At 39.5% G+C, this 22,303-nt stretch carries 22 protein-coding genes, 12 tRNA genes and 1 rRNA gene; 3 read left to right on the top strand and 32 right to left on the bottom strand.

The window, feature by feature from the left end; all coding sequences use genetic code 11:
• The 14 genes from ABU914_RS13780 to ABU914_RS13845 all read right to left on the bottom strand — a co-directional run.
• A 16S ribosomal RNA gene (locus tag ABU914_RS13780) occupies nt 1-70 on the bottom strand; the annotation flags it as partial.
• 323 nt (nt 71-393) lie between these two features.
• A tRNA-Ile gene (locus tag ABU914_RS13785) sits at nt 394-470 on the bottom strand.
• Between the two features lie 40 nt (nt 471-510).
• Nucleotides 511-584 (bottom strand) — tRNA-Gly (locus tag ABU914_RS13790).
• Between the two features lie 3 nt (nt 585-587).
• Nucleotides 588-661: transfer RNA gene (locus tag ABU914_RS13795), tRNA-Pro, on the bottom strand.
• A gap of 73 nt (nt 662-734) precedes the next feature.
• Nucleotides 735-811: transfer RNA gene (locus ABU914_RS13800), tRNA-Arg, on the bottom strand.
• A gap of 7 nt (nt 812-818) precedes the next feature.
• Nucleotides 819-901 (bottom strand) — tRNA-Leu (locus ABU914_RS13805).
• A gap of 56 nt (nt 902-957) precedes the next feature.
• Nucleotides 958-1,041: transfer RNA gene (locus ABU914_RS13810), tRNA-Leu, on the bottom strand.
• Nucleotides 1,042-1,055: 14 nt separating this feature from the next.
• Nucleotides 1,056-1,131, bottom strand: a tRNA-Lys gene (locus tag ABU914_RS13815).
• A 7-nt stretch (nt 1,132-1,138) separates the two neighbouring features.
• Nucleotides 1,139-1,213 (bottom strand) — tRNA-Gln (locus ABU914_RS13820).
• Between the two features lie 3 nt (nt 1,214-1,216).
• A tRNA-Asp gene (locus ABU914_RS13825) sits at nt 1,217-1,293 on the bottom strand.
• A gap of 24 nt (nt 1,294-1,317) precedes the next feature.
• Nucleotides 1,318-1,392 (bottom strand) — tRNA-Glu (locus ABU914_RS13830).
• A gap of 53 nt (nt 1,393-1,445) precedes the next feature.
• Nucleotides 1,446-1,537: transfer RNA gene (locus ABU914_RS13835), tRNA-Ser, on the bottom strand.
• A 1-nt stretch (nt 1,538) separates the two neighbouring features.
• Nucleotides 1,539-1,613, bottom strand: a tRNA-Asn gene (locus ABU914_RS13840).
• A 491-nt stretch (nt 1,614-2,104) separates the two neighbouring features.
• Complete coding sequence (locus ABU914_RS13845) at nt 2,105-2,581, bottom strand: SprT family protein (RefSeq protein ID WP_379670292.1); 477 nt, start codon at nt 2,579-2,581, stop codon at nt 2,105-2,107.
• A gap of 106 nt (nt 2,582-2,687) precedes the next feature.
• On the opposite strand from ABU914_RS13845, the gene cmpA reads away from it, so the two are divergent.
• Entirely contained in the window at nt 2,688-2,846 is a 159-nt protein-coding gene (gene cmpA / locus ABU914_RS13850) for a cortex morphogenetic protein CmpA (RefSeq protein ID WP_379670293.1), read from the top strand.
• A 269-nt stretch (nt 2,847-3,115) separates the two neighbouring features.
• Here cmpA and ABU914_RS13855 read toward each other — a convergent pair whose 3' ends face one another.
• The 15 genes from ABU914_RS13855 to acpS form a co-directional block, all read right to left on the bottom strand.
• Nucleotides 3,116-5,293, bottom strand: coding sequence for a Tex family protein (locus ABU914_RS13855; protein ID WP_379670294.1), 2,178 nt, complete (start codon nt 5,291-5,293; stop codon nt 3,116-3,118).
• 166 nt (nt 5,294-5,459) lie between these two features.
• The gene (locus ABU914_RS13860) at nt 5,460-6,062 is read right to left on the bottom strand and encodes a SpoIIE family protein phosphatase (RefSeq protein WP_379670295.1); all 603 of its coding nucleotides are present in this window, start codon (nt 6,060-6,062) and stop codon (nt 5,460-5,462) included.
• Nucleotides 6,063-6,854 (bottom strand): RNA polymerase sigma factor SigB, encoded by a 792-nt coding sequence (gene sigB / locus ABU914_RS13865; protein WP_379670296.1) that lies wholly within the window; start codon nt 6,852-6,854, stop codon nt 6,063-6,065.
• Nucleotides 6,835-7,278, bottom strand: coding sequence for an anti-sigma B factor RsbW (gene rsbW, locus ABU914_RS13870; RefSeq protein ID WP_379670312.1), 444 nt, complete (start codon nt 7,276-7,278; stop codon nt 6,835-6,837). Before rsbW ends, sigB begins: the two co-directional genes overlap by 20 nt.
• A 17-nt stretch (nt 7,279-7,295) precedes the next feature.
• The gene (locus ABU914_RS13875) at nt 7,296-7,631 is read right to left on the bottom strand and encodes an STAS domain-containing protein (protein ID WP_379670297.1); all 336 of its coding nucleotides are present in this window, start codon (nt 7,629-7,631) and stop codon (nt 7,296-7,298) included.
• A 56-nt stretch (nt 7,632-7,687) separates the two neighbouring features.
• On the bottom strand, nt 7,688-8,695 hold the full coding sequence (locus ABU914_RS13880) for a PP2C family protein-serine/threonine phosphatase (protein WP_379670298.1): 1,008 nt from the start codon (nt 8,693-8,695) through the stop codon (nt 7,688-7,690).
• A gap of 49 nt (nt 8,696-8,744) precedes the next feature.
• Nucleotides 8,745-9,146, bottom strand: a complete 402-nt coding sequence (locus ABU914_RS13885) for an anti-sigma regulatory factor (protein ID WP_379670299.1) — start codon at nt 9,144-9,146, stop codon at nt 8,745-8,747.
• Nucleotides 9,147-9,148: 2 nt separating this feature from the next.
• The gene (locus ABU914_RS13890) at nt 9,149-9,505 is read right to left on the bottom strand and encodes an STAS domain-containing protein (protein WP_379670300.1); all 357 of its coding nucleotides are present in this window, start codon (nt 9,503-9,505) and stop codon (nt 9,149-9,151) included.
• Between the two features lie 13 nt (nt 9,506-9,518).
• Nucleotides 9,519-10,331 (bottom strand): STAS domain-containing protein, encoded by an 813-nt coding sequence (locus tag ABU914_RS13895; RefSeq protein ID WP_379670301.1) that lies wholly within the window; start codon nt 10,329-10,331, stop codon nt 9,519-9,521.
• Between the two features lie 187 nt (nt 10,332-10,518).
• Complete coding sequence (locus ABU914_RS13900; protein ID WP_379670302.1) at nt 10,519-10,869, bottom strand: type II toxin-antitoxin system PemK/MazF family toxin; 351 nt, start codon at nt 10,867-10,869, stop codon at nt 10,519-10,521.
• A gap of 4 nt (nt 10,870-10,873) precedes the next feature.
• Nucleotides 10,874-11,116: an antitoxin gene (locus ABU914_RS13905; RefSeq protein WP_379670313.1), complete on the bottom strand. Its 243-nt coding sequence runs from the start codon at nt 11,114-11,116 to the stop codon at nt 10,874-10,876.
• A 164-nt stretch (nt 11,117-11,280) separates the two neighbouring features.
• On the bottom strand, nt 11,281-12,462 hold the full coding sequence (alr, locus tag ABU914_RS13910; RefSeq protein WP_379670303.1) for an alanine racemase: 1,182 nt from the start codon (nt 12,460-12,462) through the stop codon (nt 11,281-11,283).
• 478 nt (nt 12,463-12,940) lie between these two features.
• Entirely contained in the window at nt 12,941-13,954 is a 1,014-nt protein-coding gene (locus tag ABU914_RS13915; RefSeq protein WP_379670304.1) for a LolA family protein, read from the bottom strand.
• 53 nt (nt 13,955-14,007) lie between these two features.
• Nucleotides 14,008-15,546, bottom strand: a complete 1,539-nt coding sequence (locus ABU914_RS13920) for an NAD(P)H-hydrate dehydratase (RefSeq protein WP_379670305.1) — start codon at nt 15,544-15,546, stop codon at nt 14,008-14,010.
• Between the two features lie 143 nt (nt 15,547-15,689).
• The gene (gene acpS / locus ABU914_RS13925; RefSeq protein WP_379670306.1) at nt 15,690-16,046 is read right to left on the bottom strand and encodes a holo-ACP synthase; all 357 of its coding nucleotides are present in this window, start codon (nt 16,044-16,046) and stop codon (nt 15,690-15,692) included.
• A gap of 386 nt (nt 16,047-16,432) precedes the next feature.
• Here acpS and ABU914_RS13930 point away from each other — a divergent pair, with 386 nt between their 5' ends.
• Nucleotides 16,433-17,185, top strand: coding sequence for a rhomboid family intramembrane serine protease (locus ABU914_RS13930; RefSeq protein WP_379670307.1), 753 nt, complete (start codon nt 16,433-16,435; stop codon nt 17,183-17,185).
• On the opposite strand, the gene ABU914_RS13935 is transcribed toward ABU914_RS13930, so the two are convergent.
• The 3 genes from ABU914_RS13935 to aceA all read right to left on the bottom strand — a co-directional run bounded on the left by ABU914_RS13935 (nt 17,177) and on the right by aceA (nt 20,845).
• The gene (locus ABU914_RS13935) at nt 17,177-18,613 is read right to left on the bottom strand and encodes a PH domain-containing protein (RefSeq protein WP_379670308.1); all 1,437 of its coding nucleotides are present in this window, start codon (nt 18,611-18,613) and stop codon (nt 17,177-17,179) included. The two genes, ABU914_RS13930 and ABU914_RS13935, sit on opposite strands and share 9 nt — an antisense overlap.
• On the bottom strand, nt 18,606-19,097 hold the full coding sequence (locus ABU914_RS13940; protein ID WP_379670309.1) for a PH domain-containing protein: 492 nt from the start codon (nt 19,095-19,097) through the stop codon (nt 18,606-18,608). The genes ABU914_RS13935 and ABU914_RS13940 overlap by 8 nt, the downstream gene beginning before the upstream one ends.
• A gap of 467 nt (nt 19,098-19,564) precedes the next feature.
• A complete protein-coding gene (aceA, locus tag ABU914_RS13945; protein ID WP_379670310.1) occupies nt 19,565-20,845 on the bottom strand; it encodes an isocitrate lyase in 1,281 nt (426 codons plus the stop codon).
• A 199-nt stretch (nt 20,846-21,044) separates the two neighbouring features.
• On the opposite strand from aceA, the gene ABU914_RS13950 reads away from it, so the two are divergent.
• Nucleotides 21,045-22,303, top strand: a 1,259-nt coding sequence (locus ABU914_RS13950; RefSeq protein ID WP_379670311.1) for a methyl-accepting chemotaxis protein, incomplete at its 3' end; no start/stop codon positions are given.

Raw genomic sequence — 22,303 nt, forward strand, 5'->3', positions numbered from 1 at the left:
CGCGCTCGACTTGCATGTATTAGGCACGCCGCCAGCGTTCGTCCTGAGCCAGGATCAAACTCTCCGATGATGGACAGGAGGTAAAGGACCGACGTCTCTACGTTAGTCAACCTTCTGTATCCTTTGAACACCTCACGGTGTTATCTAGAGTTCGTGACTCATAAATTTAAATTTCAAAGCTTTTTCGCTTGGCGTTTTGTTTAGTTTTCAAAGAACGAGCTGATGACTTAAATAATCATCTTTGGTGCCTTGCCCCGAGAAAGCTTACTTCGTTTATAAGCTTGTAGACGCAAAGGCAAATCAGCTACTTAGTAGCCTTTTTCTTCCCCGCCACTCCAAATGGCGACTCTTTAATCATAACATATAAATAAAATAAAAACAAATGGTAACTTATGGTGGGCCTGAGTGGACTCGAACCACCGACCTCACGCTTATCAGGCGTGCGCTCTAACCAGCTGAGCTACAGGCCCATGATAGGCCATTAACTTACCATGATTTAAACAATTTAAATGGAGCGGGTGATGGGAATCGAACCCACGACCAGAGCTTGGAAGGCTCTTGTTTTACCACTAAACTACACCCGCAAATCGGGAAGACAGGATTCGAACCTGCGACCCCCTGGTCCCAAACCAGGTGCTCTACCAAACTGAGCCACTTCCCGGAATTAAACAGGATGTTCTGGCTTCTGTGTTCGTCACAGGACGTGACGGTAATTAACAGAAGATCTTTTATGATGGCGCGCCCGAGAGGAGTCGAACCCCTAACCTTTTGATCCGTAGTCAAACGCTCTATCCAATTGAGCTACGGGCGCTTAATGATGCGGTCGAGAAGACTCGAACTTCCACGGGGTCGCCCCCACTAGCCCCTCAAGCTAGCGCGTCTGCCATTCCGCCACGACCGCATAATATTTAAAATAAAAACTCGCTGTGAATTCACAGCAAACCATAGTTAAAAATATGGTGCGGGTGAAGGGACTTGAACCCCCACGTCAAAGACACTAGATCCTAAGTCTAGCGCGTCTGCCGATTCCGCCACACCCGCGCAATGAATAAAACTGGTGAGCCATACAGGATTCGAACCTGTGACCCTCTGATTAAAAGTCAGATGCTCTACCGACTGAGCTAATGGCTCGTATGAATGGCTGGGCTAGCTGGATTCGAACCAGCGCATCACGGAGTCAAAGTCCGTTGCCTTACCGCTTGGCTATAGCCCAACATGGCGGTCCCGACGGGATTCGAACCCGCGATCTCCTGCGTGACAGGCAGGCGTGGTAGGCCTCTACACTACGGGACCATTATGTAATTTCATTTATTCAATTGGTGACCCGTAGGGGATTCGAACCCCTGTTACCGCCGTGAAAGGGCGGTGTCTTAACCACTTGACCAACGGGCCATTTTGAAAACGCCATTTTGACGAGCTCCGGCATCTTATTCTGTCCTCTGTAATGGCGGAGAAGGAGGGATTCGAACCCTCGCGCCGCTTACACGACCTACTCCCTTAGCAGGGGAGCCCCTTACAGCCACTTGGGTACTTCTCCATGGCTCCACAGGCAGGATTCGAACCTGCGACCGATCGGTTAACAGCCGATAGCTCTACCACTGAGCTACTGTGGAATAATCTAAAGAAGTTTTCTCATCGTTGCTACGCTGTCTCTTCCTCTACTAGCTATTCCTTAAATAAATGCGTCGAGACAACTCGTCGTTCAATCGGAAGATGCTTCGCTCGTTACTGTGGAATAATCTAAAGAAGTTTTCTTATCGTTGCTACGCTGTCTATGCTCAGTTAGTTTCAAGCTTAGTTATTATCAGTGTAATATTAAAAAACATCGTATTATGAAACGATGAAAAACTATCTTGATTTTGCGGCGACATTTTATATAATATAACATCTAGAATTTGATGTCAATAACTTTTTGTTGATTCATTTTAATTAAAAAAATGAACTCTATACTGAACTTAAACCTTACTTATCATAGCACGCTTGTTCCAAATTCGTCAAGATGGGCAAGCTTTTTCAACACTTTTTCTTTCGTCTGAATTATATCGCAATAACCTAATTTTCTTTATTCAAATGTTTTTTTATATGTCTTATATTCATTTTTCATTCACAATTGTTGCAATTCATTCTTAAGATTTGTTGCAACTAATCTTCCAGAACATTTTCCACATACATACTTTTGTAAATCAATTTTTCGTTTCCGTAAATATAATTGCTGACATCTTTCACAGCGATAGCTGTATTTAACCGTCTCTTCTGTTCTCATTCCATCAATGGTTTTACAGTGTCTGGAGCCTCCTACTTTTTTTAGTAACTTTTTAAAATCTTGGTCGCGATGCCGATATCCTTTGTTTTGCAAATGGAGATGATAATGACACAGTTCGTGCTTTATAATACCAATCAACTCCTCTAATCCGTGTACTTTATATTGCTTCGGATTTATTTCTATATCGTGAGATTGCAGTAAATATCTACCACCTGTTGTACGAAGGCGATGATTAAAACGAGCTTGATGAAGAAATGGTCTTTTGAAAAATTGTTGTGAGATTTGTATTACGAGTGCTTGTAATTGCTCATCAGTCATCTCTTCTTCCTCCGTTCTTAAAAAAATAGTACACACTTGACAAACTTTCTCTACATATATAAGAGTAATACGATATGTATCAATAACAATAAAGGAGGACTATCTAATGCCTGTCTGGTTCCAAAATCAGCTAATGCGGGCATTCTTCCAAAAAGATCTCAATCAAATATTGATTTTAAACCAATTTTGGTATTATTATCTTCAGTGTATTCGTAAGAGTTCCAATACATTTATTGAAACATCAACGACTACATCCTCGAAATAAGTGCGACTAAAGTTCAGCAAAAAAACGCTGAACAAGTCTTCTGTATCTTCAGTGTATTCGTAAGAGTTGCAATACATTTATTGAAACATCAACGACTACATCCTCGAACGCTAACAACTAGGTCAGTTTCCTTGTCTACGATTACTTGGCCTAAATCACGTTCCAAAATGTTATCAGCATAGTGTCGTCTTATCGTTGTAAACCAGACCTTCCATTATAAACCACTTAGAGGAACAACTAGCACTTGCTTCGTGCTAGTTGTTCCGCTTTTAAACTAGCTGTTTAGCCGGTTCGATCATTGTTAGCGATATTCTTCCTCGCACGACATCGACGTCTTCTATCCAAACTGTAACGACGTCGCCTAGTTTCACAACATCGAGTGGATGTTTAATGTAGCGATTCGCCAGCTTTGAAATATGGACAAGTCCGTCTTGTTTCACCCCGATGTCTACGAATGCTCCAAAATCAACGACGTTTCGGATCGTTCCATCAAGCTGCATGCCTTTTTGTAAATCTTCCATCTTTAATACGTCTGAGCGTAATATTGGTTTCGGTACATCATCACGCGGATCTCGACCTGGACGAATGAGCGCATCAATAATATCACGTAATGTTGGTTCCCCAATATTTAGTTCGGCTGCCATTTCGCTAACTGACACTTGCTCTAGTTTTTCCTTTACATGTGAAGTACCAATTTCATGAAGACTAACTTGAACCGCTTGCAGTAACTGTTCAGCTTCCTCGTAGCTTTCAGGGTGAATCGGTGTTTGATCAAGCTTGTTCTCTCCATTTTGAATTCGCAAAAATCCGATACATTGCTCGTACGTTTTTGTGCCGAGTCGCGGTATCTCTTTTAACTGTTCTCTCGATGAAAACGAACCGAGCTCTTCACGTTTTTTCACAATATTTTTGGCTACGGTTTTTGTTAAGCCGGCTACGTATTGAAGCAAAGAAACTGATGCGGTATTGACATTGACTCCGACGCGATTAACGACCGTTTCAACGATAAACGTAAGCGAATCATTTAATTTTTTCTGTGCAACGTCATGCTGATATTGTCCAACCCCTACAGATTTGGGATCAATTTTAACGAGTTCTGCTAGCGGATCTTGGAGACGTCTAGCAATCGAGACCGCTGAGCGCTCTTCTGTTTGTAAATCCGGAAATTCTTCTCTTGCTAACTCCGAAGCTGAATACACGCTCGCGCCTGCTTCGTTAACGATAACATATTTGACCGGAAGTTTTTTCTCTTGAATCAGTTCTGCAATAAATTGCTCTGTTTCACGTGAAGCTGTTCCATTTCCAATCGCAATAATTTTTACGTTATGTTCGGCAATAAGTTTGCTCACAATTTCTTTTGCTTCCTTAATTTGCGCCCTCGGAGGCGTCGGATAAATGACGTTAATCGCAAGTACTTTTCCTGTTTCATCCACAGCGGCGAGCTTACAGCCCGTCCGATACGCAGGGTCGATTCCAAGTACTACGTTTCCTTTTAATGGCGGTTGCAGTAAAAGTTGCTTTAAATTTTCTGAAAAAATATGGATCGCTTGGTCTTCTGCTTTTTCTGTTAATTCTGAACGGATTTCTCTTTCAATGGACGGTTCAATTAACCGCTTATAGCTGTCTTCTATCGCCATTCGCAAATGTTCATCAGCAACGGTTTCTTTTGTAATGATTTCATTTTGTAAGTATGTAAAAATCTCCTCGATTGGGGACCCAATTTTGACTCTTAAAATACCTTCTTTTTCACCGCGGTTCATCGCAAGAACGCGATGGGGTACAATTTTCACAACCATTTCTTCGTATTCATAGTACATTTCATATGTCTTATTCTCGTCAAGGTCTTCATCTTTAACCGTTGTTTGCCACTTACCATTTTGAAACGTTTTCGCTCGAATCCATTTTCGGTAGTCAGCGTCATCCGAAATCCATTCGGCGATAATATCCCTTGCGCCTTGAAGGGCATCCTCACTCGTAGTTATTTCGTGTTCTTCCGAAAGATATTTTTCCGCTTCTTCAATAACATCACCGTCTGCAGGCAATGAGAACAACCATTCTGCTAACGGTTCAAGTCCTTTTTCTTTTGCAACTGTCGCTTTCGTCCGTCGTTTCTGCTTATACGGACGATATAAATCTTCTACTTCCTGCAATTTTGTACTCTGTTCAATCGTTTTTCGCAATTCATCAGTAAGTTTTCCTTGTTCATCAATGAGTCGGACGACTTCTTCCTTTCGTGTATCAAGATTCACTGCATACTGCCACTTTTCAAATATAGCTCGCAGCGCGACTTCATCTAATCCACCTGTTAATTCTTTTCGATACCTTGCGATAAATGGAACAGTATTTCCTTCATTTATTAAATGTAACGTCTGTTTAACTTGGGGTTGTTTTAATTGCAATTCTTTCGCAATCTGAGTGACGTGCATTTCATTTATTATTTCAGACATACCGTTTTTCCTCCTTCTCAATCAACTTAATTTTTATTTTAACAAACTGCTGCTATTAATCGCTAAAAATAGTTGAAAACATCCGCTTTTTAACAAAAAAAGACCTGAGTCCAGTTACTACCAGATTCAGACCTTCAAAAAAACCATTATTTCATAGTTTGAAGGATTATATCATTTTTCCAATGACATAGGTAACGTCATCTTTATTTTCAACTAAACGTTCTTTAATATAATGGACGGCATGTTCCGGAGATTTTAATCTTTTAAAAATATCTTTAGTTTTTGCATTTACTTTAAATCCATCTGAATACATAAGAAAAGAAATAGGTTTTTCAATGAATAAACGTTCCACACGGTACTTTTGAGGTTTTCCAGACAAGTAACCTGAATACGTGACGGGGCGGATGATATCTCCATTCTCATCATATAAAATGAGATCAATGTTACCGACACCACTAAATGAAAGTTCCATCGTCTCATAATTAATTTTAAATACTGTCATCACGACGCCACGCTTGCCGTTAAGAGATTGGTTCGCTTCTTCTAGCATCCGTTCTACAGATTGATCGTGCGTCTTTTTAATTGAAAAAATGGCGGCATCTGCCGATTCTTTCGCAAGCTCGCCACTACCTAACCCGTCCGCAATTGCACAAACGAAATATTTATCTGTCTCAAGTGTAATGTAACTATCACCATTATATTTATTGTCATCTTTTGCTCGCTGATAGGCTAATACTTGCATGTTTGTAAAATTATAAGTGTCAATCATTTACAAGGCCTCCGACGGTTCCATACGAATGGCTTTTCTTAATTTTTCAAGGGCTCGTCTCTGAAGTCTTGATACGTGCATTTGTGATATTCCTAGTACTTCACCAGTTTCCTTTTGACTTTTATGCTCAAAATACGTGTACTGAATGATCAATCGTTCCCGTTCGTTTAAAGCTTGTAATGCGTGTTTTAATAATAAAATACGATCTGTATGTTCGTAGCCTTTTTCTTCATAACCGACTAAATCAAGGAGCGTCACAGTACTGCCTTCATGATCAGCCTCAATAGCGCTGTCAACAGAAAGAGCTTGATAACTTTTCCCCATTTCCATCGTTTCTAAAACTTCTTCTTCAGTTACACCAAGGTGGCGAGCAATTTCTTGCACTTTCGGAGAGCGCTGTAGGTCATCTGTTAATTGTTCTGTTGCTTTGCGGATTTTTGGTCCAAGCTCCTTAATTCGTCTCGGAACGTGGACGCTCCACGTTTTGTCGCGGATAAATCGTTTAATTTCACCAACAATCGTAGGTACAGCAAATGCTTCAAAGCTTCGTTCATACGATGAATCAAAACGTTTTATTGCAGCTAATAAGCCAATCATACCAACTTGAACTAAATCATCGTCAGTCGATCTCCCTTTGGAAAATTTACTAGCTAACATTTTTACAAGTGGTGTGTATTCCGTGATCAATTTTGTTTGTAGTTCTTCATTACCAGGGTCTTTTTGCAAAGCATCTATCCATTCGTATACTTTGGGGTTATGTATGTGCGAATCATTACTTGACCCTGCTGACATCACTCCTCACCCCATCTCTTTTTAATAACTTTGTCATCTGTACGACGACTCCGCTATCATCGGAAATTTCTACTTTATCCATTAACGTTTTAATTAAAAATAAGCCTAATCCACCTTCATTCAATTGCTCTACCGCAACATTTGAGTTGACAGGTCCCATTTTTTCTTGAACTGCTTTTTGATCAAAGCTTTTCCCTTGATCGATGACAAATATTTCAAGCCGGTCGTCGTAAACGGCAAAGTTAAGCTTTGTTTTGCCTTCTTCTCCCTCATCATACGCATGAAAGACGACATTCGTACAAGCTTCAGTAACAGCGATTTTTATATCTTCAATTTCTTCGTAAGTGTAACCCATACGATTAGCAATACCCGAGACCGTTAAACGCACAACTCCTAAATATTCAGGCTTAGCAGGGACGATCATTTCAATATAATCTAAATTCACCGCGCTCCCCCCTTTACGTCGTCATGTTGAATCGTAATGATTTCATCTAGCCCAGTAATATCAAACAGACGACGTACACGCTCTGTCATATTTTTTAAAATTACTTCTGACTGATGTTTTTTTTCTGCTTTAATAGCCCCGACAAACACGCCAAGACCCGTACTATCCATATATGTAACATGAGACAAGTCTACGATGATTGTTTGTCCATTTTGTTCAACAAGTGGAATTAACTTTTTACGTAATTCAGGAGCTGTGTACGCATCAAGTTCCCCTGATACTTCTAAGTAATGTTTCGTTCCTTCGGAAACTTTTTTTACTTTCAAGTTCATCAGAAAATCCCCCCTCAATTTAACTAGTTATAAACTTATTCCCGATACTTACGTTCTTAAACTTGTCTTCTTAATATAATGAGCGTAACGTCATCTTTTAACTCAAAATTTTGCATCCGTACAAGTTCTTGGTACACTTCGTCAACAATTTGCTGAGCGGGAAGATGCTGATACTTGCGAATGAGATTAACGATTTCATGACGTTCAATAAATCGATCATTTAAACGACATTCAGTCACACCATCAGACAAGAGGATAATCATGTCGCCCATCTCTAGACTTGTCACGTAATCATTATACTTCGTATCTTTTTTTACGCCGAGTACGAGACCTTTAGCAGTAAGTTCTTCAAATTTATTTGTTTTTTGCCGATATATAAATCCTCTCTCATGTCCTGCACTTGCGTAAAAAAAATGATTTTGGTTCAGATCGTATAACCCGTAAAACATCGTAATAAACATACTATCATCGATGTTTCGTTCTACAACGCGATTTAAATTTTCCAAAACAGCACTCGGTTTCATCGTTGCTACCGATAAACTATCCATCGCATAACGAATCATAGACATGCATAATGTTGCCGGAATTCCTTTTCCAATCACATCCGCAACCGTCATTGAAACAAAACCGCTCTCATCGTAAACAAAATGGTAATAGTCCCCATTTAATTGTGATGCCGGCTTGCTTATCGCACCAATATCTAAGGATACAATAGTTGGTACTCCTTTAGAAAGCAAGCGTTGTTGCATACGTGCAGCTAATTCAATTTCCATATTTAATTGCTGCTGTTTATCTTTCAGGCTTTGATGTTCGCGGTATGCAATACCATAATCCATCATGACTTCTAGTAAAAATTTAAACGAACGTTTCATTTCTGTGTTGAGATTTGGATATAATTCCAAAAGTGATTTCACATGCAAATTCACAACTTCTTCTGGTGACACACCCTCTTCGATAAGTTGACGACTAAATTGTTGTCCCCGGTACAATGACTGTTCATCGTTTACTTTTATATATTTGTCTAAAATTTTTTGGTATATTTTTTGATTCTTTACTTTTTTCACTTTCCGGGTTCACCTCCTGATTATCTCAAACACAGAAGGAAAGTTTTTGTTATCTTAGCCACTTTGATGCAATAATCTCAGTTCCCTTATTTTCTTTCGATTGAATCATAAAGTCGTCCATTAATCGTTTAACTCCTGGCAACCCTGCACCAAGCCCGCCTGACGTGGAATATCCATCTTCCATTGCCGTACGAATGTCTTTAATACCCGGTCCGTTATCTTTCGCAGTTATTTTTAAGCCTTTCTTAATCCCATCGTATATCGGTTCAATCATAATTTCACCCGTATTTGCATATAAAAAAATGTTTCTCGCTAACTCAGAAACCGTCGTTGTTATCCGTGCTTGGTCAACAATTCCAAATCCAAGTTCTTTCGCTAAATTTCGACCTTGTTGCCGAGCTTTTACAATATCCCATTCGTTATTTATTTTTATACAGGATTTGTTTGCCATAGCTATTCCTCCAAATCCTGCTCAAGTTTCGCTAACCCTTGTTCTAAATCTAACGCTGTCGGCACATCTTTCAAAACGATACCGAGATCAATTAACGTAATCGCAACAGCTGGCTGAATGCCAGTCAAAACAACTTTTGCACCCATTAAATTCGACATATCGACAACTTCTCCTAGCACCTTGGCGATAAAAGAATCAATCATTTCAACAGACGTTAAATCAATGACAACCCCTTTTGCATCTGTTTCATGAATTTTATTCAATAAATCCTCTTGAAATTGAAGGGCAGTTTGATCATCGAGTTCAACTTGAATTGAGATTAATAAAAAGTCCTTTAATTTCAATATTGGAATGCGCATCATACTCTCTCCTTTACAACTCAACGATTTGTCGATTCGTCATTTTGAGCGCAGTTTGAATTCCATTGTAAAGTGTATTTTTCGTAGGAAATTGTTTTAGATCAATACCGAGGTTTACAATTGTTTGAGCAATTTCAGGTCGGATTCCAACGAGAATACATGAAGCTCCAATTAGACGAACAGCTTCAGCGGCTTGAATAATGTGGTGTGCAACCATCGTATCTACGACCGGGACACCCGTAATGTCAATCAGCACAACTTGAGCCCGATGGTTAATCACACCTTGTAATAAATTTTCCATAATTAATTTTGCGCGTTCCGTATCAATCGTTCCGATGAGTGGCATGACAGAAATATGTTTAAAAACAGGAATAAGAGGTGCTGTCAATTCTTTCAATGCTACTTTTTGCAACGTCACCGTATGTTCCCAATTCGTTGCAGTTGCATCAATAAGTTTATTCATTAGCGGGTCGATCCAACGGTCCACTTGTTGATACAAATCAATCGCTCGTTCATTCACCGAAACGTTTTCGAACAAAACGTCGAGCAATGTCCTACGGAACGTCTGTAACCCTTGAGTAATATAGCTTAAATCCCAACCAATTTTTATAATTTGTTCGGCAAATTGAATCACTTTATTGTTCGATTCGTCATATTCTTCAGAAATATGTGCATACATTAAATCTAAGAAGCTTTGATTTGTTTGCAAAAACAAATCATGATCTTCAATTTGATGCTTCGCTGCGTGAATTTTTATATGTTCTATCCATTGATTGTTAATATCTTGTTTGTGCTCTTCGATGATTTCTACAATCACTTTATCCAACTTAGTTCCTCCCCCCTATTCGAACATTCACTCCAAACATTATATAAAAAAAGTTTGGTACCTAATAGGTCATTTCGAACTAGCTACGGGAAAATACGTATTTACCTCAAAGGAAAAAGCCTCACTTATCAAAACAAGATAAAAAGCTGCTCTTCCCCTGTAGCAGCTTCGTTTTACAATTATGAAGTTAAAAATCTACGAGTCCGAGACTAATTTGCAATGCTTCATCAACCCGACTCATCATACTTTCATCTAAATTTGTAATTTTATCCGTTAACCTTTGTTTATCTATCGTGCGGACTTGCTCAAGCAAAATAACCGAATTGCGATCAAAATTATACTTTTCAGCATCGATTTCAACGTGTGTCGGTAATTTTGCTTTTTGAATTTGCGCTGTAATCGCTGCGACAATGACAGTTGGGCTAAACCGGTTCCCAATATCATTTTGAATGATTAGGACAGGCCTAACTCCGCCTTGCTCTGAGCCTACCACAGGAGAAAGGTCAGCAAAGTAAACGTCGCCACGTTTCACCATCAAATGATTACACCCCGCTTACTAAGCGGTCTAGGGTATCATCAGCTTCCTCCTCAGCAAGAAAAGCTTCCGTCGCAATGTGTAAATTTATTTTTGCCATTTCCATATAACCTTGGCGCATCGCTTCCCGTATATGGCGCTTTTTACGTTCACGAAGATACATTTTCGTCGCTTGAGAAATAAATTCATCGAGAGCTAGTTTTTCTTGTTGAATTACCCCGTCCACCTCACTCAACAGTTGCTGTGACATTGTAATTTCAATTTTTCTGACGTTCGCTTCACTCAAAACGAGCCACCTCCAGCTAACAGATACCATGCCTTTGTGATAATTATCCACCATAAATACTAACATTTCAAATCTTCATTTGCAAAACAAGTTTAGACTCTTCGCCTTACTAGGTTCTCCAACTTTCATCAAGATCCTTCTAAAATTTTAAATGAATTTAAAATTAAATTCCGCACCGAGACTTTTTGCTTATTTTCCATATAGACGCGAGGTATTCTTGCTGTTAAATTACAAGGAATTTCGTAATTAATCGTCTCAAGCTTTGTAGCAATTTCATCTATCGTAATTTTGTTACTACCTTGTTCTCCAATCAAGGTTACTTTCGTTCCAATCGGCAGTTTCTTCGGCAACCGAACCATACATTGATCCATACAAATTCGACCGACAATCGGGGCATATTCCCCTTTAATTAGCACTCGCCCCTCTGTCGCAAGCCGACGAATCCATCCGTCAGCGTATCCAATCGGAACTGTTCCGATCCACTCTCTTTCTTTCACTGTATAAGTCGCACCATAGCTTATCGTGTCACCGGGCATTAGCTCTTTCACATGAACGAGTTGACTATGGAGAGAGAAAGCTGGCTTTAATTCAAAAGGGGGATCAATATCATCAGACGGTTTTAAACCATACATTGAAATGCCTAATCGAATGAAAGAGTAACTATCGTTCGGAAGCCGCGTTGCTCCCGCACTGTTACTAATATGAATGGCACTAGGATATACGCCTCTCTCCCTTAACCAAGTAAGCCAATGACGGAATCGTTCTTGTTGCGTATGAAAAAATTGACTGTTCATATCATCTGCAGTTGCAAAATGTGTATATACGCCTTCAAGTTTTAATGATTTATGTTTGTTTAAAATATCTAAAATGGCTTCAGCTTCTCGTTTATTACGCAGGCCTAGTCTACTCATCCCCGTATCAAATTTTAAATGAAGGTTAAGCTTAGTTATATTTGTTTCTAACACTTTCTCTAGCCATTCTTTTTGAAAAAACGTGAGAGCAACATTATATTTTTCAGCTAGAGAGGCATCAGAAGGACGAACCCAGCCCATAACGAGAATTGGCGCTGTTATGCCTGCCATCCGTAACTGAATGGCTTCATCTAGTAAGGCAACAGCTAAATAATCAGCACCTGCTTCTAAAGCGACCGATGCGACTTCAACCGCTCCATGTCCGTATGCATTCGCTTTAACAACTGCCATGACTTTCGTTTCTTTGTGAAGATGATGTCTGAATGCTGTGACATTTTCTCGTATCGCATCAAGGTCAACCTCTGCCCACGTATCGCGGTAGAACGGTTGAGTTTCCAAAATAAACCCTCCAATTAAATGCCTCGATTATTTACCTTCTCTATCTTACCCTATTTATTATACGAGAAAAAGAGTGAAATCAAGGTGAGGGTATAAAACATAAAATTGTAACAAAATTTCACTAAGCCGCGTGTTAAAAGTATAAAAACGTCTAAAGACTTCGATTACTGTAACAGAATTAACAGATAAACAATGCAATCTTAGTGCAACGTCACACTTCCAACGCGATGTCATGAATCGTCGCAATTCAGGCTCAAATCTTTATAAAAAGTTAGCAACTTAGACAAATTTCAAACTTCTATGATTTAAGTACACGCCTGCTTATAAATACAGTTCACCTTGCATAAGAAGTGTACAACATTAATTCTACTCATCGGCAACGTGGAAAAAATGGACACGGTCCAATAATCTTTCTATCGTTCGCTAAAACGAAAAAGGCCCAGCAAGTGCGTAAACTGCCTCACGTGAGCCTTCTTGTTTATTTTGACGCAACCCCCTGAACAGAACGAGCAACTGCCACCATTTCTTCTTCATCTAAATCTTTTGATGCTAGAAGAAAATCCATTCCATTATACGTCCATGAAATCGTATCGCCTGTTTTAATTCCAATGACGAATCCGAGATCAACAGGCTCACCACTGACAAAGTGGACTGGCGCACTCGCTTCTACTGCAACATCCGCTTTCTTCTGAATGAGAGTAAACGATTCGTCCTCACCTGTATACGTCAAAACGAGCTGTTTTTCTCCGTCTCGTGTTACTTCTTTTTCATCTGAAAGATTAGTCCCTGCTGTATATTCAGGATAAAGTGGACTTGTTTCAACTTGCTCGATTTCAGCCATTGTCGGAACTTCGAGCTTAGCACTTGTCATGTTTCGGTCCATATCAAATGCATCGTCGTCAAAATCAGCATCAAACTCAACCTTATCAAAGTCCGCCGTAACGAGAACGTTCATGTCTTGATCCATCACTTTGATTTGCTTCGGTTCTAGCTTCTTTTTCGTAAACGTAATTTCCTGTTCAAACAAATTTTTATTTTGATAATTTGTTTTCGTTTTAAATACATATGCATCATCTTTTGCTTTAAATGATCGTTCACCATCATTTAACACATCGTTAACGAGCGATTCGTATAAGTAAATTTGACTGTTATTTTCTGGCCAATCGCTTTGAAAACGGAAACTTTTATTTAACGCTGGAGTTAAAACGAAAACACCTTCGTCATTCCGTAAAATGATTTGACTCTGTTCATTGTTATCATTTTCAATTTTTATTCGATAATAGCTTGGTTTTTTATGCCAAATCTCTACATCGTATAATTGAGGCTCGTCACCACTTTCAAACGTCATTTTTGCCGTCATTTTATAACTTTGCATTTTTTCGGTTTTTTCACTTAATGCCTCTAAAACGTCTTCTTGACTTTTTGATCCACAGCCTACAAGTAAAGTGGCAAAAATGAACGTACTCACAATTGTCACAATCGTTTTCTTCATTGGTTTCACTCCCTTGTCTCAATTCAAAATACAAAGGAGGGATGACAACGATATCATAACGAATGTTGAGTAATCAACCGGTAAACGTGGGGTAACGCATGAATTAAATCTGATGCAATGACATCAATGGAAGAGTGCTTAGCTGCAACAAGTTCATCTGCAACGCGTCCATGAACAAAAACTGCGTTACTAATGGCGGCTTGAAGTGATGAATGTTGCATGATGAGCGAGAGCATTATACCTGTTAATACGTCGCCTGAACCACCTTTTGCAAGCGAAGCATTTCCTGTCGGATTAATATATTGATCACCTGAAGGTGTCGTACAAATCGTAAACGGTCCTTTTAGAACAACGTAACAACTATACGTCATTGCGAACTTACGGCTTAGTTGAAAGCGGTTCGTATTCACTTCTTTAGGAGAAATTCCGAGAAGCCGCGCCATTTCTCCTTCATGTGGCGTTACAATTGTCGGTGCTGTTCTCGCTTTCAATCGGTCTACCATTCCGGCAAGATGATAGAGACCATCAGCATCGATAAGAAGCGGGACATCTTTTTCGAGCAATTGTTTTATAATGTTGCGGCTTCCTTCATTTCGACCCATACCCGGTCCAACTGCAATCGCTTCAATCTGCATATCATCAGCCTGTTGAAGTTCTCCGCTAAATTGTCCATCCTTTGAAGCACATGGAAGATACATCGCTTCAATCACTTCACTTGCTACAGGTATACTCACATCTTCAGGAATCGCAATCGTTAATAATCCACTTCCACTTCTAAGCGCTGCCTTCGCTGACATCACAATCGCTCCGCTCATTGTTTTCGAACCACCAATAAGCAAACCTTTACCGTGATCGCCTTTATGAGCGGTTGGACTTCGTTCCGGAAACGTTCGCATAACCTTTTCAGCTGTCCAGACGTAACGTTTTTCATTTACACGTTCGCTTATGAGAGGTGGGATGCCGATATTAACGACATGAACTTCACCATAATAATGACGACTCGGATACGTGAACGCACTTATTTTCGGATGATGGATGGCGATCGTTTCATCTGCTCGGATCGCTTCAGTAAAATGTCCGCCGTTAGCAAGGATTCCACTCGGTAAATCGATAGCGATAATATATTTGTTTTTTTCAGCATTGATAAGTGAGATCATTTCTTTATACGGTGATCTCAATGGATCTTTCATTCCGATACCGAGTAGCGTATCAATTACGTGTGTACAATTCGCAAGGGCGGATTGAAATGCTTTTAAGCCTTTTTCAATGATACTATTTACTTCATAGCCGGAACGTTCATAGACGTGCATCGCTTTTTCAGCATCACCTGTTATATCTTCTTTTTTAACCGCAAGCCAAACATCCGTCACGTAACCATAACTTTTTAACATACGTGCAATGACAAAACCGTCTCCTCCATTGTTACCTTTTCCAATCACAACTAAAATTCGATCGTTTTTTTTAGACAGACGGCTTATGAGCTTAGCTGTTACCGCCTGCCCAGCATTCTCCATCAACATTTCACCATGCAACCCCAATTGCATTGCTTCACGGTCAATCGCATACATTTCATTTTTCGTTACGACTTGCACAAACTTCCCTCCTAGTCGCATTAAAAATATATGAGACAACTTCTGCCAATATGCTGACTAGCATGACAAGCTTTCCTTAAAAGAAGATTTTCGGTCGCGATTCCCTCTGCTAATCGTTAGCATCTGCTCTCTTGCATGCTCGCTTATGAATGGATCTCCGTAATAATCACTTGTGCAGCAGCTATTTCTTTCGTATGTGTAATCGTAATATGTATTTGTTCATCATCCGATGTGGAAGCGATGATCGGTCTCCCGTTTTTACTTTTAACATCAATCTGTTGCCAACTTAGCTTTCCGATTCCAGTCCCTCGCGCTTTCGCATACGCTTCTTTCGCCGCAAACCTTCCCGCTAAAAATTCAATTTGGCGCTTCCCCGTCAACTGTTCAAATTGTCTTTTTTCACCAGGTGTTAAAATACGGTCCACAAATTTTTTGTTTTTTAACATCGCTTTTTCGATTCGCTTAATTTCAATTAAATCAAGGCCAATCCCTATAATCATAGAAGATTACCTCTCCTTCTATTTCATTGCGAGTCCTCATATTGTGTAATGATAGCATTGCACGCTCATTTGTAAATAATCTAGATAACAATTTAATAATGATCCAATTTTTCTAAACCCCATTGGCTTTATATGGAGAAGCAGGCATGATATTTTGTGCGAGGTGTGAAACCCTTGGGTAACCAAAAGCCATGCCCATAGAGACTCCATAGCCTGTGCAGATTCAAATAATAATCGTCTAATCTAGTGTGCTGCATCAAATTCAGATCGTTCAATTTTAATTGCGAAGTAGATCCTTTTTTATTTGCGAAATACAATCGTTTCTGATTTTTCTCGTTTGTGTTACGATATGAACAAACTGTTCTGCTAAAGAAGGGTGATTCCCAATGTTTATTCGACATGAATCGTTGCGTTCCTTTTTAAAATTGTACCCGATTGTCTCCATTCTCATCGTCATCCACCTTATTTTATTTCTCATCATTCATCTGTTTCCAGGTGGCGAATTTGTATTATATTGGGGTGTCGGACAAAACGGATTGATTGCACAAGGCGAGTATTGGCGCGTCATTACACCTATTTTCTTGCACGCTTCGTTTGCTCATATGCTGTTTAACTCTTTTTCACTCTATTTATTCGGTCCTGCCCTTGAGCAAATGCTCGGTAAAGGTAAATTTATCATTAGTTACTTAGTGATGGGTATCATTCCAAATATTTTTACCTTTTTTATGGAAGATGCCTTTTTCACGCAGCTTGGTGCCTCTGGTGCGATCTACGGACTGTTCGGGATCTATCTATATATGGTCATGTTTCGTAAAGATTTAATTGACCGAGGGAGTGCTCAAATTGTTACAACAATTTTGATTATCGGTCTCGTTATGACATTCGTTATGCCGAATATAAACATTCTCGCTCATTTATTCGGGTTTATTAGCGGACTAGCAATTTCTCCAATCATTTTAAGGCGGGCAAAACCGTATACGATGCATATCGAAGTCCAGCACCGTGTTGAACATGATAAACCAACGTTTAAACCAAATCGATGGGAGCAAAGAAATGCAAACCGAAATACAATCCAAAAAGTGATTTGGGGATTGTTTATCATTTTCGTTATCGCTGGTATTCTCGTCTATTTACGCTAATCTTTTTCGCGACCGCAGCTGATGAAACAACTCATCAGCTTTTTTTTCGTCCATATCCGCAACCGTATATGTATTTCCGAACAAACCGCCTAATACCGAAATTTGAAAACTAACGAGTTGCTTGCGCTTTTGAAACAGTGATTGTGTATATTCGAACGCTTGTATCCGCTTTTTTAACGTAAATACAGTCGTTCGCTTCAATCTTCGAAACTGGACTGCTACAAGCTCATTTGTTAAAAACCAGCCAGCATCTTTATGCTTTAACACGCCGAAGAAGATTCCAATAATGATCAGTGCAATCGTCGGAATCGCGTATTGTATAGGTATAAACCAAAAAGCCACACAAACGAGTAGAACGAAAAACCACGTATTTCGAAAGACGTACCGTCTTCGGGATCGCTTTGGTACAGTTTGAAATGAAACGTCTTCCGCAAATGTCGGCAATACGTTTTTCAAAAATGGGTACACTTCATTTTTTTTAATTAACGGGTGAATAAGCGTTGACTGGTCTTGATCTTGTCCACTATCGCCAGCCACTTCTATTGATAACGTTGCATATCGAAATGGTTGGCGTAACAAGCCTTCGTCAATTCGAACCGCCTGTACTTTATTTATCGGAACAGTTAGTTGTCGCTTTTCAAGCAAGCCTCTTTCAATAATAATTTCATTTCGCTTCTTTTTTAATGTAAATCCACCGAATCGCAGTAGCGTACTCATCATTGATACAATCCACGCTACAAAAGCGATGACGAAAATGATAACCGAAATGAAAACGATGCTTGATGATATCAGCATACCATAAATATTTTCATAAAATTGTTCTGGAAGAAACTCACCAATTTGTGAAAAAACGGCTGCAATGAACGAAAATAAAACACCGAATCCACCTGAAGTTGAAGCAACGATCAGCAGTGCTTTTTTCGAAAGTTTACTTTCATATTCAACCTCTTCGAGCAGTTTTGCTTCCGTTTGTTCTTCTGAAACATCTTCTTGTTTTCGTATCCATTCTCTTAGTGCCTCGCCTTTTTTCTTCGTAAGTGCAGACAACTGCGCCTCAGCCTCAATACTTCCACCTGCTGTTTCAATTTGAAGCTTTACTAACCCGAAAAGGCGGTGAATCACCCCTTGAGTAACGTGAATCGATTGAATACGTTCAAACGGAATAAACCGCTGTTTTCGAACGAAAAGCCCGTACTCTATGCGAATTTCACGATCTGCTACGACATAATAAAAACGAAACCAACGAAAAAGGCTCGAAACGACTGTAAAAAAAAGAATCGCACAAATTCCTATTAAATTCCACCATTCAAATGAACCGCTTCTTAATGCGGTGATGACTAAAAACAACAATGGAACGAACATCTCTCTTAAGGAGGATAAAACGTTCATAACGATAAACGCGGGGTGAAGACGATTTCGGTTAGACATCATCTTCCACCACCATCGCAAACTGGGAGATCTTTGCTCGCAACTCGTCAGCGACTTCATTTGACAAAGCTGGAATTTCATGTTGTGTGGCAGCAGTCGAAATCGTAACGGTCGCCAATCCATAATGACGATATAATGGACCATCTTGAGTATCAACATGTTGGACACGAATCATCGGGATAACCGTACGCGTACGAACAAATATCCCACGGTATAAATCAATTTCTTCTTCTGTCACTTCATAACGCCAATAACGAAAGCGCAATGTAGGAATAAGAAAAATTTTATAAAGAGCATAAACAATAATAAGAACAAAAAGTAAAATGAATCCCCATTTTGGTGGCGTAGGGATAAACGAAATAAGCGAAGACAAAATGAAATAGGTTAACACGAGAACTGCAAAAACCAAACTGTTGACTATCCCATTTATTCTCCACACTGTAACTGCTTTCGGATCAAGCGTTTCTTTCGGAAAAGCACGCATGTTGTTCCACCTCAATCTATGTATGTATCTTTAGTAAGTATAATGTATCTTTTTGTCGCTCACAATTGAGAAAGAAATCGAGCAAAACAATATCTCAAAGAAGATTCTCGTTTATCCGTATCACACGTTGAAGACACTTTCATCGGTCTCATCTAGGTATCTCGTGAGTACGTTACGAACCTGAAACCTCTTTTATATAAAAACTTTAAAAATTAGATCAATTTTTTTCATCGTATCTTTCTTCATAAGAGGCTCTCTCCTTTTGTTGTTCTGTCTTATTCTTCATAATTTTGGAATACCTCCCGCACACTCTTTCCACAGAATCATGTAAGCTGTGCTTTGTTTTATACAGAAACAATCGAAAAAGACATTGATCATAGTTTTAAGCTGCAAAAAAAGAAAGCCTCAAAGGCAAATTCCTTCAAGGCTTTTCATAGAGTATGAGTCTTTTAGAGTATCAGTTTTTATTAGAATTGTTCAGCTTCTGTTGAACCAGCAAGTGCAGTTGTTGAAGCTGTACCACCAGAAATAACTTCTGCAACTTCATCGAAATAACCTGTTCCAACTTCACGTTGGTGACGAGTTGCTTCGTAGCCATATTTTTCATTATCAAATTCACGCTGTTGAAGCTCTGAGTAAGCACCCATTCCACGTTGGCTATAGCCTTTTGCGAGCTCGAACATTGAGTTGTTCAAGGAATGGAAACCTGCAAGTGTTACGAATTGGAACTTGTAGCCCATTTTTGCAATTTCTTCCTGGAATGTTTCAATTTCCTGATCGCTTAATTTCGCTTTCCAGTTAAATGATGGTGAGCAATTATAAGCAAGCAATTGATCTGGATATTTCTCATGAATTGCTTCAGCAAAACGACGAGCTTCTTCAAGGTCTGGTTCAGCCGTTTCACACCAGATAAGGTCAGCATATGGCGCATAAGCAAGACCACGTGCAATCGCTTGGTCAAGACCAGCATTCGTACGGTAGAATCCTTCTTCTGTACGCTCGCCTTCGCGAATAAACGCATGATCGTACTCATCAGCATCGCTCGTAATTAAGTCAGCGGCGTTCGCATCTGTACGAGCCATAATAATCGTTGGAACACCCATAACATCTGAAGCAAGACGAGCGGCAATTAAGTTTTGGATCGCACTCTTCGTTGGAATTAAAACTTTTCCGCCTAAGTGTCCGCATTTTTTCTCAGAAGCTAATTGGTCTTCAAAGTGAACACCTGCAGCACCAGCTTCAATCATTGCTTTCATTAATTCAAATACATTCAAACGTCCACCGAAACCAGCTTCCGCATCGGCAACGATAGGAGCAAACCAATGACGGTCATGTTTACCTTCCATATGTTCAATTTGATCCGCACGTTGTAATGCATTGTTAATGCGCCTTACAACTTGTGGAACAGAGTTTACAGGATACAAGCTTTGGTCAGGGTACATTTCACCGGCAAGGTTCGCATCAGCAGCAACTTGCCATCCACTTAAGTAGATTGCTTTCAAACCAGCTTTTACTTGCTGAACTGCTTGGTTACCAGTTAAAGCACCAAGTGAACGAACAAAAGGTTCATTGTTAATTAAATCCCACAAACGCTCTGAACCCATTCTTGCAAGCGTGTATTCAATTTGGATTGAACCTCTTAATCTCAAAACATCTTCCGCTGAATAAGGACGCTTAATCCCTTTCCATCGTTCATCATTTGCCCAGCTTTCTTCCAATGCTTTTACTTCTTTCGGATCAATTGCCATTACTTCCACTCCCATTCTAGTATTTTTGAAGGCATAAAGTATGAATCACCTTCTGTTATAATACAATTTTTACTTTACTGCCATTATAGTATAACAGATTGTTTGTGACGTCAATACCTTTTTTAGAAAATTTTTCTGATTATAAAAAAACTCAAGTTTAATGAAATCTTAACGATATATAAATTGGGGGGTAAAAATAATGAAACATCTACGAACGAAACTGTTACTTAATTCTCTTTTTATTTTGTTATTATTAGCTGTCATCGGAGGAGTCACAATTTATAACAATCACAAAGCGAATAACACGGTCGATCAAATGATGACTCGTGATTTGCAACTGCTTATTGCAGGCGAAAAATTAAATTACAATATTGCCGAACGGATCGCTGCTGCAAGAGGATATATTTTATATGGAGCAACTGATTTTAAATACCAATATATTGGGTATTCAGCTGATAGCCTTAATCTAGAGGAACATGTTTTATCTATTAACAATGATAAAACGATAGCACAATTAATTGAGGATAGTCGTGAATGGTCTTCAATTATCGAAGATGAAGTTTTTCCAGTTATGGATAGTGGAGACTCTGACAAAGCGATTGCATTACTTAGACAAAATGCTGAACCAAAAGCGATTGAGTTAATGGAAGGATTTAAACGGATTTCACAAGAGCACGAATCAGAAATTACAGAAAAGAGTAATCAAATGATTGCTAGCAACAGTAATATAGAGACTATCATTCTCATTATTTTGATTGCATCACTCGTTCTCGGAATGACAACAACATCTATCGCATCTAAGGTTATCGTAAGACCTATTAAACAGGTCGTTAATAGGGTAGAACAGATTTCACAAGGTGACTTAAGCGGCAACCTTCTAAACACAAGGTTAAAAGACGAAGTTGGTTCACTCGTACATTCTACCAATGCCATGATGAAAAATTTACGAACACTCGTCACAAAAACGAACCAATCATCAGAACAAATTGCTGCTTCAGCAGAAGAATTAACGGCAAGTGCTGAACAAACATCAAATGCAACAGAACAAATCGCTGCTTCATCCGAACAAATGGCAGCGAATGCCGAAACACAATTAACGAGCGTTAATGAAACCGCTGTAACCATTAACCAAATTTCTGCGGGCATCCAGCAAATTGCCGCCAACAGTGAATCCGTTTCGGAACTTGCAGGAGAAGCGTCACGCTCTGCTCGAGATGGGGTCGGAACAGTAAATGAAGTTGTCGAACAAATGCAAGTCATTGAATCTACGGTGAAAGATACGTCAACGGTCATTGAAACACTCGGGGAGCGTTCAAATGAAATCGGAAACATCGTCACGATGATTACGGATATATCAGATCAAACGAGCTTGCTAGCCTTGAATGCTGCGATTGAAGCAGCGCGAGCAGGAGATGCGGGAAGAGGCTTTGCCGTCGTAGCTGATGAAGTCCGAAAACT

Source organism: Pueribacillus sp. YX66 (genome assembly GCF_041725775.1).
GTDB lineage: Bacteria > Bacillota > Bacilli > Bacillales > UBA6769 > Pueribacillus.

What these genes read in the sequence shown, in the direction of transcription:
- acpS (WP_379670306.1), bottom strand. Translation starts at nt 16,046, where the DNA reads ATGATTATAGGGATTGGCCTTGATTTAATTGAAATTAAGCGAATCGAA.
- ABU914_RS13930 (WP_379670307.1), top strand. Translation starts at nt 16,433, where the DNA reads ATGTTTATTCGACATGAATCGTTGCGTTCCTTTTTAAAATTGTACCCG.
- ABU914_RS13855 (WP_379670294.1), bottom strand. Translation starts at nt 5,293, where the DNA reads ATGTCTGAAATAATAAATGAAATGCACGTCACTCAGATTGCGAAAGAA.
- rsbW (WP_379670312.1), bottom strand. Translation starts at nt 7,278, where the DNA reads ATGATCGTCCCTGCTAAGCCTGAATATTTAGGAGTTGTGCGTTTAACG.
- aceA (WP_379670310.1), bottom strand. Translation starts at nt 20,845, where the DNA reads ATGGCAATTGATCCGAAAGAAGTAAAAGCATTGGAAGAAAGCTGGGCA.
- ABU914_RS13905 (WP_379670313.1), bottom strand. Translation starts at nt 11,116, where the DNA reads ATGTCACAGCAACTGTTGAGTGAGGTGGACGGGGTAATTCAACAAGAA.
- ABU914_RS13875 (WP_379670297.1), bottom strand. Translation starts at nt 7,631, where the DNA reads ATGAACTTGAAAGTAAAAAAAGTTTCCGAAGGAACGAAACATTACTTA.
- ABU914_RS13885 (WP_379670299.1), bottom strand. Translation starts at nt 9,146, where the DNA reads ATGGCAAACAAATCCTGTATAAAAATAAATAACGAATGGGATATTGTA.
- ABU914_RS13860 (WP_379670295.1), bottom strand. Translation starts at nt 6,062, where the DNA reads ATGATTGACACTTATAATTTTACAAACATGCAAGTATTAGCCTATCAG.
- ABU914_RS13940 (WP_379670309.1), bottom strand. Translation starts at nt 19,097, where the DNA reads ATGCGTGCTTTTCCGAAAGAAACGCTTGATCCGAAAGCAGTTACAGTG.
- sigB (WP_379670296.1), bottom strand. Translation starts at nt 6,854, where the DNA reads ATGTCAGCAGGGTCAAGTAATGATTCGCACATACATAACCCCAAAGTA.
- ABU914_RS13890 (WP_379670300.1), bottom strand. Translation starts at nt 9,505, where the DNA reads ATGCGCATTCCAATATTGAAATTAAAGGACTTTTTATTAATCTCAATT.
- cmpA (WP_379670293.1), top strand. Translation starts at nt 2,688, where the DNA reads ATGCCTGTCTGGTTCCAAAATCAGCTAATGCGGGCATTCTTCCAAAAA.
- ABU914_RS13845 (WP_379670292.1), bottom strand. Translation starts at nt 2,581, where the DNA reads ATGACTGATGAGCAATTACAAGCACTCGTAATACAAATCTCACAACAA.
- ABU914_RS13915 (WP_379670304.1), bottom strand. Translation starts at nt 13,954, where the DNA reads ATGAAGAAAACGATTGTGACAATTGTGAGTACGTTCATTTTTGCCACT.
- ABU914_RS13935 (WP_379670308.1), bottom strand. Translation starts at nt 18,613, where the DNA reads ATGTCTAACCGAAATCGTCTTCACCCCGCGTTTATCGTTATGAACGTT.